This window comes from Acidimicrobiia bacterium (genome assembly GCA_040880805.1).
Taxonomy (GTDB): Bacteria; Actinomycetota; Acidimicrobiia; order IMCC26256; family DASPTH01; genus DASPTH01.
Genome location: JBBDHW010000043.1, coordinates 64,091 through 76,907, shown reverse-complemented (window position 1 = coordinate 76,907; position 12,817 = coordinate 64,091). Strand labels below are relative to the sequence as shown.

Annotated in this window: 11 protein-coding genes; 3 read left to right on the top strand and 8 right to left on the bottom strand. The window is 68.2% G+C overall.

The window, feature by feature from the left end:
- Positions 1–32: 32 nt before the first annotated feature.
- From WD271_11655 to WD271_11630, 6 genes are all read right to left on the bottom strand, one after another.
- Positions 33–353, bottom strand: a complete 321-nt coding sequence (locus WD271_11655; protein ID MEX1008487.1) for a non-heme iron oxygenase ferredoxin subunit — start codon at positions 351–353, stop codon at positions 33–35.
- Positions 340–1,668, bottom strand: coding sequence for a Fe-S cluster assembly protein SufD (gene sufD, locus WD271_11650; GenBank protein ID MEX1008486.1), 1,329 nt, complete (start codon positions 1,666–1,668; stop codon positions 340–342). Before sufD ends, WD271_11655 begins: the two co-directional genes overlap by 14 nt.
- On the bottom strand, positions 1,668–3,071 hold the full coding sequence (sufB, locus tag WD271_11645) for a Fe-S cluster assembly protein SufB (protein MEX1008485.1): 1,404 nt from the start codon (positions 3,069–3,071) through the stop codon (positions 1,668–1,670). The genes sufD and sufB overlap by 1 nt, the downstream gene beginning before the upstream one ends.
- A 108-nt stretch (positions 3,072–3,179) precedes the next feature.
- Complete coding sequence (locus WD271_11640; GenBank protein MEX1008484.1) at positions 3,180–6,143, bottom strand: UPF0182 family protein; 2,964 nt, start codon at positions 6,141–6,143, stop codon at positions 3,180–3,182.
- Between the two features lie 163 nt (positions 6,144–6,306).
- Positions 6,307–8,016 carry a DivIVA domain-containing protein gene (locus WD271_11635; protein ID MEX1008483.1) on the bottom strand — a complete coding sequence of 570 codons (1,710 nt, stop codon included), beginning with the start codon at positions 8,014–8,016 and terminating at the stop codon, positions 6,307–6,309.
- Positions 8,017–8,020: 4 nt separating this feature from the next.
- Positions 8,021–9,151 carry a PDZ domain-containing protein gene (locus WD271_11630; GenBank protein MEX1008482.1) on the bottom strand — a complete coding sequence of 377 codons (1,131 nt, stop codon included), beginning with the start codon at positions 9,149–9,151 and terminating at the stop codon, positions 8,021–8,023.
- A gap of 57 nt (positions 9,152–9,208) precedes the next feature.
- Here WD271_11630 and WD271_11625 point away from each other — a divergent pair, with 57 nt between their 5' ends.
- Positions 9,209–9,388, top strand: a complete 180-nt coding sequence (locus tag WD271_11625) for a hypothetical protein (GenBank protein MEX1008481.1) — start codon at positions 9,209–9,211, stop codon at positions 9,386–9,388.
- Entirely contained in the window at positions 9,385–10,038 is a 654-nt protein-coding gene (locus WD271_11620; GenBank protein ID MEX1008480.1) for a HEAT repeat domain-containing protein, read from the top strand. Before WD271_11625 ends, WD271_11620 begins: the two co-directional genes overlap by 4 nt.
- Here the strand turns inward: WD271_11620 and WD271_11615 are convergent.
- Both WD271_11615 and WD271_11610 read right to left on the bottom strand, forming a co-directional pair.
- A complete protein-coding gene (locus WD271_11615; GenBank protein MEX1008479.1) occupies positions 10,031–11,023 on the bottom strand; it encodes a rod shape-determining protein in 993 nt (330 codons plus the stop codon). The genes WD271_11620 and WD271_11615 overlap by 8 nt on opposite strands.
- A gap of 9 nt (positions 11,024–11,032) precedes the next feature.
- Positions 11,033–11,491, bottom strand: coding sequence for a molybdenum cofactor biosynthesis protein MoaE (locus WD271_11610; GenBank protein ID MEX1008478.1), 459 nt, complete (start codon positions 11,489–11,491; stop codon positions 11,033–11,035).
- Positions 11,492–11,602: 111 nt separating this feature from the next.
- On the opposite strand from WD271_11610, the gene WD271_11605 reads away from it, so the two are divergent.
- Entirely contained in the window at positions 11,603–12,769 is a 1,167-nt protein-coding gene (locus WD271_11605) for a trypsin-like peptidase domain-containing protein (GenBank protein ID MEX1008477.1), read from the top strand.
- Positions 12,770–12,817: the final 48 nt, after the last annotated feature.

The following is a 12,817-nucleotide window of genomic DNA, read 5'->3' as shown; positions in this document are numbered from 1 at the left end:
GTCTGATGACGCAAGTTGGAGGTGAGTCGGGGTCATGGGAGGCTCACGATCACGTCGTCGCCGTCGGCGCGCACCTGGTAGACGGGGACGGGCTTGGTGGCGGGGAAGCTCAGCGGCTCGCCGGTCTCGAGCGAGAACGTGGAGCCGTGCTTTGGGCACTCGATCTCGCGCTCGTCCTCCCACACGTCGCCTTCCGACAGCGAGTAGTCGGCATGGGAGCAGCGGTCACCGATCACGTACCAGTCGTCGTCGATACGCACCACACACAGGCGGTGGCCGTCGACGTCGAAGCGCGCGGCGGCGCCGGGCTTCACGTCCGTCGTCGAGCACACACGCATTTCAGGCACTGGCACCGGCTCTCGCGATCGCGTCGCGGTGCTCGATCTTCTCGATCACGCCCCGGCGGAGCGGCGCGACGAGCGAGGGCAGCGGCAGCCGCTCGAACACGTCGTCGAAGAAGCCGAGCACGATGAGGCGCTCCGCCTCCTCCGGCGGCACGCCACGGGTTGCCAGGTAGTAGAGCTGGTCGTCGTCGATCGGACCGACGGTGCTCGCGTGCGAGCAGTGCACGTCGTCGGCCTCGATCTCGAGGTTCGGCACCGACATCGCCTCGGCGCCCTCGGTGAGCACGAGGTTGCGGTTGGTCTGGAACGCGTTCGCGCCCTGCGCACCGTGCCGGATGCGGATGAGCCCTGAGTAGACCGACTGCGCGTGGTCCTCGACGGCGCCCTTGAACAGCAGGTCGCTCCGCGTATGCGGTGCCACATGATCCTGGAGGGTGCGGAAGTCGAGCATCTGGTTGCCGTCGCCGAAGTAGACGGCAGTGAGGTCGCTCTCGCCGCCCTCGCCGGCGAGCAGGGATTCACTCCGAAGTCGTGCGTAGTACCCGCCCAGCGCAACGGCCGACGATCGCAGCGTTGCGTCGCGCCCCACGTGCGCGCGTTGCAACGCGATCTGCCACGTGCGCGGCCCGTGTTCCTGCACCGACACGTAGCGCACGTGCGCGCCGTCGCCGAGTACGAGCTCGACGACCGCGTCGACGAGATGAGCCGCGTCGGCGGAGTGCGTGTCGGTGGAGCCGAAGCGGTCGAACACGGTGACCTCGGAACTCTCACCGGCGACCACGAGCGTGTGCGGGAAGCTGGCGAGCCCGTCGCCCTCCGACCAGTGCAGCACCACGATGGGCTTGTCGACGACGACGCCCGCGGGAACCTTCACCACCGCGCCGCCCGCGAGGAACGCGTCGTGCAGCACGGTGAACGCGTCGGGCGAGGCGTCGGAGCACACGCCGAGCACGTCTTCCACGTCGGCGCGGTCGCAGGTTGCGAGCTCGCACACCTGCACGCCCTTCGCGGCGAGCGCGTCGTCGAGCGAGTGGTGCACGACGCGGCCGTTGCGCACGACGATCAGACCGGATCGCTCACCGGCCTCGGCCGCGATCGGACCGCCGCCCGGCGCCGTTTCTTGGCCGGGGTCGCCGAGTTGCTGCGGCGGGATCGGGCGGAGACGCTCGAGGTCGAGCTCGTCGATCCGGCTATAGCGCCAGATCTCCTCTTCGGTGGTGGGCCAGCTCAGGTCGGCGAGCCGTTCCGCGGCGGCGCGCCGTCGCTCGGCGAGCCAATCGGGACCGGGGAGTGCTCGAGACGCGTCGGGTGTGAACGAGCTCACTATCCGACTGCGCCCTCCATGTTGAGCTCGATGAGGCGCGACAGCTCCACCGCGTACTCCATCGGCAGCGTCTTGGTGATGGGCTCGATGAAGCCGTTCACGATCATCGCGGTGGCCTGCTGCTCGGTGAGGCCACGGCTCATCAGGTAGAAGATCTGGTCGTCGCCCACCTTCGACACCGTTGCCTCGTGGCCGATGCGGGCATCCTTCTCGTCGACCTCCATGCGCGGCCAGGTATCGGACCGGCTGTGGTCGTCGAGGATCAGCGCGTCGCAGCGCACGTGGCTCTTCGAGTGGTGCGCGCCCTCTTCGACCTTCACGAGGCCGCGGTAGCTGGTGCGCCCGCCGTCCTTCGCGATGGACTTCGAGTCGATGATCGACGTGGTCTCCGGCGCGGCGTGGGTCATCTTCGCCCCCGCGTCCTGGTGCTGGCCCTCCCCCGCGTACGCGACCGAGAGCACCTCGCCGTGCGCCTTCGGACCGACCATCACCACCGCCGGGTACTTCATCGTGAGCTTGGAGCCGAGGTTGCCGTCGATCCACTGGACCTCGGACTCGGTCTCGGCCCGCGCCCGCTTGGTGACGAGGTTGTAGACATTCGGCGACCAGTTCTGGATGGTGGTGTACCGGATGCGCGCGCCCGGCTTGGCGATGAGCTCGACGACGGCCGAATGCAGCGAGTCGGTGGAGTACACAGGCGCCGAGCAACCCTCGACGTAGTGCACCGACGCGCCTTCGTCGGCGATGATCATCGTGCGCTCGAACTGGCCGGCGTTCTCCGCGTTGATACGGAAGTACGCCTGCAGCGGCATCTCCACGTGCACGCCCGGCGGGATGTACGCGAAACTGCCGCCCGACCACACGGACGAGTTGAGCGCGGCGAACTTGTTGTCGCCCGGCGGGATCACCGTGCCGAAGTACTGCTGCACGATCTCCGGGTACTCACGGACCGCGGTGTCCATGTCGGTGAAGAGCACGCCCGTCTTCGCGAGCTCTTCGCGGTTTCGGTGGTACACCGTTTCCGAATCGTATTGAGCCGTGACCCCCGCGAGGAACTTGCGCTCGGCCTCGGGGATGCCGAGCTTCTCGTAGGTCTCCTTCATGCCTTCCGGGAGCATGTCCCAGTCGGAGACCTGCCCCTCGGTGGGCTTGAGGTAGTAGTAGATGTCGTCGAAGTCGATGTGGGGCATGTTCTTGGCGAACCACTCGAGCATCGGCTTGCGCTCGAACCGCTTCAGGGCGTTGAGGCGGAAGTTGATCATCCACTCGGGCTCGCTCTTGCGGTGCGAGATCTCCCGGACGATGTCCTCGTTGAGGCCCTTCTTGGGCGTGTAGACGTAGTCCTCGGTGCTGTCGGACCAGCCGAGCTTGTACTTGCCGAGATCGATGCCGGAGACGGCCATCAGGCGCTCCTACCGGGAGGAAGCAGGGAACAGGGGGATTTCCACTACGTAGATAGTAACAATCCCCCGGCCCTGGAACAATCCCGGGACGCGGTTCTCTCGGCCGGTCTACCGGGTGGCCGCGTCGAGCTTTGCCAGGATGTCGCCGAGCTGTGTGATCAGCGTCGCATAGCGGGCGAAATCGCCGGCCTTGAGGGCGTCCTGGGCGTCGCCGTAGGTCTTGCTGGCCAGGGCGATCAACTCCTGGGTGGAAGCGGGAAGCGTCGTGGTGGGTCCGGGGGTCGTGGTGACGGTCCCCGGAGGCGCGGTGGTGGTCGTGGAAGTCGGCGTGCCGGGTTGAACGCCGGTGATCGCGACGTTGCACGAGGCCGAGCGGTCGGCCTGCCCGAAGAGCTGGTTGAGCGCGTCGTTCACGTTCTGCGCGCAGACGGCCTGCCCGAAGTCTTGGGTGAACACGGCCACGAACTGGAACTGCGGGAAGCTCCCGCTCCCACGCCCCTGGGCGTAGAACGGCCGCACGTAGAGGAGCGAGTTGCCCACGGGTATGAGCTGGAGGCTCCCTTGCGTGACGCGTGAGCCCTGCTGGTTCAAGAGGGTGACGGCCTGGGAGATCGGGCTCGCGCGGTTCATCTCGCTGTTGACCTGGACCGGCCCCTTGACCGTCTCCCCCTGAGGCATCGTGAACGCGCGCATCTCGCCGTAGTGACCGGGATCGGAGTTCGCGGTGAGGAACGACACGAGTCGCGTCTCGCGGTTGTTGCTCGACACGGGCACAAAGGGCGTGATGACGATGAAGTGCTCAGATTCTTCCTTCGGCAACTTGAGATAGAGGTAGTACGGATCGATGCGCCGCCCGGTGGACGTGGCCGCCTGCGGCTGCGCGTTCGCGCTGGTATCGGAGCTCGCAGAGTCGATCAACGAACCGAAGTCGGAGCTCGACACCGGCCCCGATCCCGGGTCGGGCGACACGAGCCACTTCGCGCTGCCGTCGTAGAAGCGGCGTGGTTCGGTGACGTGGTAACGGCCGAACATGTTCGACTGAACCTTGAACAGGTCCTCCGGGTAGCGCAGATGCGCGCGGAGCTCGGGCGACATTCTCGACGCGTCGGTGAACAGGTCGGGGAAAGCGCTGCGCCACGCCTTGATGATCGGGTCCTTGTTGTCGAACACGTAGAAGGTGACCGTGCCCTCGTACGCGTCGACCGTCGCCTTCACGGAGTTGCGCACATAGTTGAAGTCGGTTGCGAGACCCTGCTCGCCGCTCGTGGACTGCGCGTACGGGTACATGTCGGTGGTGGTGTACCCGTCGAGGACCCAGATCGTGTGCGTCCCCATCGCTACGGGATACGGATCGCCGTCGTAGCGCAGGAACGGCGCGAGCTTCTCGACCCGGGCGCGGATGTCGCGCTCCATGAGCACTCTCGTGTTCGACGTGACCTGCCCGGAGATCAGCGGATCGATGCTGCCGAACCGGAGCGCGAACGCGGCGCGACGCACGAAGTTCGACAGCTCCACGCCGTCTTTCCCCCGGTAGCGCGTGAACTGGTCGGTCTTCCCCGGCGTCTGATAATTGAACTCCTTCGACTTCGCGTCCACCAGCACGTAGCTGCCGAGGTTCTCGGCAAAGTAGATCTGGGAAGCCTCGCCGTCGCTGAGCTTGATCCCATTCGGGACGGTCTCGGTGGGGACGTTCTCCAGGTAGTACGTGGGGGAGCCGTCAGCCGTCGCGGAATTGCTCGGCGACGCGACCACGCCGTACCCGTGCGTGTAGATGATGTGGCGGTTCACGAACGACTGGCTCGGCAGGTCGGCGCTGTTGAGGCCGCGCGCCGAGATCAACACCTGACGGACCTCGTTGTCCACGAGGTATCGGTCGACGTCGACGTCGCCGATCTGGTAGTAGGTCTGGAGGTTCTGGAGCGAGTTGTACGTCTCCTGGATGATCCCCGGGTCCCACAACCGGGCGTTGTCGATCGTTCCCTTGTTGCTGTCGACGATCGCGTTCGCCTCTGCGGTCGGAAGCTGGCCGAAGGTCTTGAAGTTGAAGTCGCCGGGCTTCACCTCGTCGAGCACGAACGCGTTCCGCGTCGCGCGGATGTTGCGCTCGATGTAGGGAGCTTCGGTCTGGAACTCGTTCGGGCCGACCTTGAACTGCTGGATGAGCGCCGGGTAGATCGTGCCGATCACGATCGAGACGAAGCCCCACAGGCCCACCGCGATGATCGGCAGTACCCAGCCGCGACGCTGGATGTTCCAGATGAACAGCCCCGCCGCGAAGATCGAGATGACGATCAGCAGATTGAGCGCGGGGAGCTGCGCCTTGACATCGGTGTAGCTCGCCCCTTCGACCACGCCGCGGGTGGAGAAGTCGAGCTCGAAGCGGCCGAGGTAGTACTGCGCGGTCTTGACGAGCGCCATCACCGCGAGGATCACCGACAAGTGCGCCTTGACCTGCGGCGTGACGCGCTGGAACGGGCTCTGGAACCGGATCCCACCGTTGAGGTAGTGCGCGACGGCGGCAACGATGAGCACGATCACCAGACCCGCGAAGAGCCACTCGGCGATGAACTTGAGGAACGGGAGCTGGAAGACGTAGAAGCCGATGTCCTTGTGGAATTGCGGGTCTTTCATGCCGAACTTCTGGCTGTGCGTGAAGAGCACCCACTGCCGCCACTGCGAGGACACGCCGATGCCCGCGATCAGCGCGAAGAAGAGCGACACACCCACGCGGATCCGGCCCGTGTACGGCCCCGCGACTTGCTGGTAGCGCGCGATGAGCTCGTCTTCGGGACCCATCGACCGGTACTTGGGTGCCAACCGGTCGGCGATGACCAGGTTCACCCACATGATCACGAAGAACGCGACTGTGAAGACGAGCGCCGGAGCGACCTTCGCCGCGAGGAGGCTGCTCCACGTGCTGCCCTGCCCCAGGGAGTCGAACCAGAGAAAATCGGTGTAGAAGCCCGCCAGGCCGCGCAGGCTGAACGCCAGCACGAGGAACAACACAACCAAGCCGATGATCCAGCCACGGAGGCGAAATCGGCGTCGGGGCTCTGCCGTGGGGACGCGCATCGAAGCCGCAGCCTAGAGTGCCGGACCGCTCTCGGTGCAGCGCGGACGCGCAGGAACAAACTTCAGGCGCCGCGGCGGCGGCAGGAGCGCAGCGAACGAAGCCGCTCGCCAGGAGCGAACGTCCGCGAGCCGGGTACCCCGGCTCGCAGTGAGCGACGAATGATCAGGTTGCCAGCACGAGGAGACAACGACAGCCGGGGTGCGCGGGCGGGTGCGACTGCCCGGTGGGGAAGTGATCGCCGCGCACGGTCGGCTCGAGCGCGTTGTCGTCACAGTCGGGGCACTTGCCCACCCGCGCGGGCACCCAGCGCAACCGGGCACCTTCCGGTGCGGCGTCGTACGCGCCGCCGGCGTATGCGGCCGCGAGCGCGTCGCCGAGCACCTCCTCGAGGTCCTGGCCTCTCCACTCCCGGTACCGAGCCCCGAGGCGCTGGGCGATGGCGATCTCGACGTCGGCCGGCGTTCGGGCGTCGATCGACTCGAGCGACGACTCCAACCGGGTGCGAAGCGGCGCGACCACGGTGGTCGCGAGCTCGGTGAGGAGCGCACTCGGCACTGCGGCAGCCGCGGCGCCGGCCGCCCCTGAGGACATGGAGGCCGCGCCGGCTCCGTAGGCGGCATCGACCGCCGGCTGGAGCACGTGCGCCCAGCGGCTCAGCTGGTCCTCGGTGGCCGGCAGGACCTTCCCGAAATCGATCTTTCCGCGCTGACGGCGAAGGCCGTCGAGGACGTCGTTCTGCTCGTCTTGGACGGCGCGCTTCGCCCGGTGAGCGAGATCGTCGGCGATCGGGTCCAGTGCATCGTCGCGCGCCGCGAGCGCGGCTCGATCGTCGTCGAGCGGCTCGCCCGCCAGTTCGGCCACGACCACGTCGTCGTCGTCGGGGAACAGCGCGGTCTCGTCGTCGCCCGTGGCGCCCGCAGCGGCCTCGGTGGTATCGATCGTCTCGACGACCTCGACGGTTTCGCCTGCTCCTTCATCGGGTTCGTCGGTCGCGCCGGCCTCCGAACGGAGTTTCTCGAAGAGCGCGCCGACGTCGTGACCCTCGTTCTGCAATCCGGCGTTCTGCAATCCGGCGTTCTGCAATCCGGCGTTCTGCAATCCGGCGTCGTGCCCCTCCGCGTCGCCACCATCCGCGTCGCCACCATCCTCGGCACTCGGCGTCTCTGCGTCGGGCGCGGCGTCGGGCGCGGCGTCGGGCGCGGGTTCGCTCACCTCGGGCATGGCCACGCCCGGCCTCGACGGTTCCTCTGCCATCGTGCGCGCCGCCTGCAGCAGTGCGCGTTCCACCACCTGGTACACCTCGACAAGGCGACCGCGACCCGCGCGCAGTTCGCCGATCTGACGCTCGAGATCGCTGCGCCGCTCGTTCAGGTCGGAGAGGACACGTTCGCGCAATACGCGTGCTTCAGCCACGATCTCCCGTGCCCGCGCGCGTGCTGCGTCCTCCGCTTCACGGGTCTTCGTCTCCACCGCCTGCTGGGTGGACGCACGCAGCTCTCGCGAAGACTCCTGCGCTTCCCGCACCACGTGGCGCGCGTGCTCGTCCGCCTTCGAGCGAAGGCCGGCCGCCGCTTGGCGCGCCTGGCTCAGCACGCGGGCCGTCTCCTCGCCCAGCGCGGCGATGAGGTCTTGGTCGGAGGGAAGTTGCACCGGGCGCGCGAGCCGGTCCTCGAGCTCCTGCACGCGGGCGAGGAGCTCGCGCTCGCGGCTCCGAATTGATCCGAGATCGTCGGAGACCATGCGAAGGAACGCCCTCACCTCGGACTCCGCGTAGCCGTGCTTGACCTGTGTGAACCCTCGCTCGGCGACGGCCTCCGGCGTGAGGCGCGAATCGCGCGCGGGGGACATTGGCGTGCCGGAGCTGTCGGTCATGCGGTCATGATCGCGCCGCGACCGGCGACGCGGGGGGCACCGGGGCTCCTCCGGCCCTTTGCAGCGCCGCGAGCGCCTCGTCGATCGTGTCGACGCCGATGACTCGCACGTTCCCGGCGCCGTTGCGTGCATCCATCAGCTCCGATTTCGGCACGATCATCAACGAGACTCCGTTGTGCCGCGCGGTGATTGCCTTCTGTTCGACGCCACCCACCGGACCGATCGCTCCGTTACTCGCGATCGTGCCGGTAACGGCGACTCGCATGCCGCCGGTGAGATTGCCGGGAGTGAGGTCGTCGATGATGGCGAGCGTGAAGGCGAGCCCTGCCGACGGGCCACCGACCTTCTGGGTGTCGATGGTCACGTCGATCGGGAACCGGTAGGTGACGAACGGCTCCGGGTCCATCGTCAGCCCGAGGCACGCGGAGCCCTTCGTGCTACGGGGCGCCGTGACGCAGGCACGCCCTTCCTTGGCAATCCGACCGGTGACGACCTTGGCAGTCTCGGTGGTGCCTCCGCGCGAGTACGTGACGCTCGTGGGCTCTCCGGGACGATGCTGCTGCACGAGCGGCCGGACGTCGGCGAGTTGCGTCACCGCGTGATCGTCGATCGCGAGGAGGCTGTCACCCGCCCGCAACGTGCCGTACGCGGGTGACCCGGGACACACTTCGGCCACGATGAACTCGGGCGCGCTCGCCTCGACCGTGTATCCGAGATGTGTGAGCGCAAGGTTCTTCGCGTCGTCTTGCGATCGTTGCATGAGCTGCGCGTTGACGGCGATGTTCTCCGCGTCGGAGAGACAACCGATCACCGTCGTGCGCTTTACGACCTCGCGATCGGGATCGAACCAGCTCGTGACGACGCGCCACACCGTGGGGTCGTGCGTGGTGACGCGCACGGTGAGGAACAGGACGTTGCCGCGGTGGTCGTAGGTCTGCGCGCCGTCGACGGTGATGACCTTGTCGTCGAGCGGCGTCGCGAATCCGCTCGAGATGATCACGTACGGGAGGTGGATCAGGAAGCCGGCAATCAGCACGACCGCGATGAGCACGCCGATGACCGAGAGCGCGACAGCGAGAATGGTGCGGCCCCGCCGGGGCGGCGGCGGGGGTGGTGGTTCTTCTGCTGAGTTCATCGGACTCCGAACCGATACCGTGGATGCATCGCACGAACACCGGACTCCCAGCCTGCCATGCCCCCTGGCTTCTACAGCGCGCGCCCGAACACGAACATCGCCGTGCGCACGGCCCGCAAGGGCTGGGCACTCGTCCGCACCGGCGTACTGGTGTTCCTCACGGGTCTGCTCGTCGCGATGGTCCTCGCCGCGCTCTTCGGCGGGCTCGTGATCGCGATCAACGGCAAGCTGCAGTGACACACGGGCCCGTTGCCCGGGCCGCCGAGCTCGCCGAGCTCGGCCACCAGGGTCCGCTCCGCGCCGAGGCTGCGGAGCTCGCGGGCCACGCGCTCAGCGACGACCCCGACCCCCGCGTCCGCACCGCCGCTTTGGGCGCGCTCGTGCGGGCAGGCCGTGCAGACGACGCGCTGCGAGGGTGGCGCGCCTCGGTCGTGGACCCGGCGGCGGCGGTTCGGCGGCGCGCCGCAGAGCTCGCACCAGCGCTGGCGACGAATCCGGCGATGGTTCCGGAGCTCATGCCGTTGCTCGACGACCGCGACGTCACGGTGGTGGAAGCCGCGGCCTGGGCACTCGGCGAACTCGGCCAGTCCGCGATCGACGCCGGTGCCGTGGCCGTGCTGGCACGCGTCGTCAAGACCCATCGCGACTCGCTCGCACGTGAAGCAGCCGTCGCCGCGCTCGGAGCGCTCGGCGATCCTGCCGGGCTCCCCGCGGTGCTCGCCGCGTGCTCCGATCGCGTCACCGTGCGCCGTCGCGCGGTGCTCGCACTCGCGCCGTTCGACACCCCCGACGTCGACGCCGCGCTGACCCTCGCGCTCGAAGACAAGGACTGGCAGGTCCGCCAAGCCGCCGAAGATCTCGCGCGCGAATCGAGCGCCCCTACATGAACATGTCCTTCAGACGGTCGAAGGACTCGAGGCAGCGCCCGGCGCCGAGCACGACCGTCTCGAGCGGCAGGTCCACCAGTTGCGCGGGGACGGCCGTCTCCTGCTCGATGCGGAGTTCCATGCCGCGCAACATGGCGCCGCCGCCGACGAGGTGGATGCCCTCGGCGAGGAGGTCCTGCGACAGCTCCGGGGGGGTGCGCGCCAGCGCCTGCTTCACCGCGCCGAGGATCGCCTGGATGGGTTCGTCGATCGCGTCGCGGATCTCCTCGGGCGTGAGCACGATCGTCTTGGGCATGCCGCTCATGAGATCGCGGCCGCGCACCTCGGCCTTGTACTCGTCTTCGGTAGGGAACACCGATCCGATCGCGAGCTTCACCTCCTCCGCGGTGCGCTCACCGATCGCAAGGCCGTACTCTCGTCGCACGTAGCTCTGGATCGCGGCGTCGATGTCGAACGACCCCACGCGAACCGCCTCCAGGGCGACCACGCCGCCGAGCGAGATCACCGCGACCTCGCTGGTGCCACCGCCGATGTCGACGACCATGTTGCCGAGCGGTTCGTGGATCGGGAGCGACGCGCCGATCGCGGCGGCCATGGGCTGCTCGATGAGGTAGGTCTGCGCCGCACCGGCGCGTCGGGCGGCCTCGAGTACCGCACGCTGCTCCACGTGCGTGATCGCCGACGGTACGCAGATCAGCACGCGCGCACGTTGCAGGCGCGAGATACCGGCGCGTTGGAAGAGCATGCGAATCAGCCGCTGTGTGATCTCGAAATCGGTGATCGCACCACCCCGTAGCGGCCGGACCGCCACGATGTAGCCCGGTGTGCGCCCGATCATCTGCCAGGCGTCGTGCCCGAGCGCGAGCACTTCGTGCGTTCGCGTGTTCATCGCGATGACGGTGGGCTCGTTCAGGATGATCCCACGCCCGCGCGCGTACACAAGGGTGTTCGCGGTACCGAGGTCGATGGCGAGGTCGCGAGACAGGACGCGCTCCTAGTTGACCGATCGCACCGGATGCGAGGCCGTGCCCCAGTCGGAGCCGTCCTCCCAGTGCTCTCGCTTCCAGATCGGGACGGTCTGCTTGAGGGTGTCGATGCAGAAGCGAGCGATCTCGAACGCCTCGGGCCGGTGCGGTGAGGATGCCACGACGGCCACCGATGCTTCCGAGAGCGCGAGGTCGCCCGTGCGATGGAGCAACGCGAGGCGCTCGATGACCGGCCAGCGGCGGCGCGCCTCGGCGGCGACGGCCGCGAGCCGCGGCACAGCCTCCTCTTGATAGGCCTCGTACGTGATGCCGCGTACTCCGTCGCGCCCTTCCGAGTGGTCGCGCACCACCCCGAGGAACACCACGACCGCGCCGGCCGACTCCGTGGTGGCCCACGCGGTGGCCGCCTCGACGGGCAGCGGCTCGGCGGTCACGGCGATCCAGTCGCCGGCGGCGGGTGGGAGCACGGCGTCATCGTAGTGAAACCCACCGATGAGCCGCCCAGGGCCACGGATGGGCCGCCCAGGGCGAGAACAGGCGACAAGAAGGCGGACAAGGCCGTCGGTACACTCCGCGCGGTGTCCGGTCCGGAGGGCGATGACGGCGCGTCCGAGCGCGACGAAACGCCGAACGGCCCGCGCCCGGATCCGCTCGACCGACCATGGGTCCATCCGAGCGAATTGCACTCGTACGTCACGAACCCGCTGCCGCCCGTGCAGGCGCGCCCGCGCGAATGGGTCATCGGGCTCGTCTCGGCGGCGGTCGGCGTCGCCGCCGCACTGCTCGTCCTCGTGGCGTTCGGCGCGCTCGGGGAACGGAACCGATCACCACTCCCGCCGCCGGCCATCATCCCCCCGAACGCCGCAGTCGACTATGCCATTGCTGCGCGTGTGAGCCAGGCCGGCGGCCCGAGCATCGTCACCGTTCGCGCCACTGCCGGCGACACCACCACGGTCTGGTCCGGCGTCGCGGTCAGCAGCAACCGTGTCCTCACCACTGCACATCTGCTCATCGGGGCGGGCTCGGTCGTCATCTTCACGAGCGACGGCCGCACGTTCCCCGCCAAGATCATGGGCTTCGATGCGGACACCGACCTGTCGCTCCTCGAAGTCTCGGGAGCCGATCTCTCGTACCAACCGTTGGCCGATTCGGCTCCAAACGTCGGCGAACCGGTCGTCGCCGTCGCGATGACCAAGGGCAACAACCCGTTTGTCGCCATCAACGTCATTTCCCGACTCAACCGGATGGTTCCCACCACGATCGGCACCACGATCGCGGGGTTGCTCCAGGCCAACCTCTTGACCGCGCCCGACACGTCGGGGGGTGCGCTGTTCGACACCAACGGGCGGATCGTCGGGATCCTCATCACGCCACCCGGCGTCCCCGACCCGGGGCTCGCGGTGCCGATCGACGTCGCCGACGACGTGCGTCAGCAGATCGAAGCGAGCGGGAAGGTCACGCACGGCTGGCTCGGGCTCACCGCGGTCGACGCCGGAGACCGTCCCGGGGCAAAGGTGACGGGCGTGGTGCCGGACAGCCCGGCGGCCGAGTCCAAGCTCGAAGTGGGCGACGTGATCACGGGAGCGGGCGGCCACAGCGTGGGTGATGTGGGTGATCTCATGGCGGAATGGCGGCGACGCCGACCCGCCGACTCGCTCGTCATCCGGTACCGCCGTGGCCGGGTCCAGCACTCGACCACCGCGACGCTGACGGCCGGGCCGCCGCCCGTCGCACCCGACAACTGAACTCCGCGGGGGACTGAATTGCCGCGCTTCGCTCGGGCTGCGCGACGA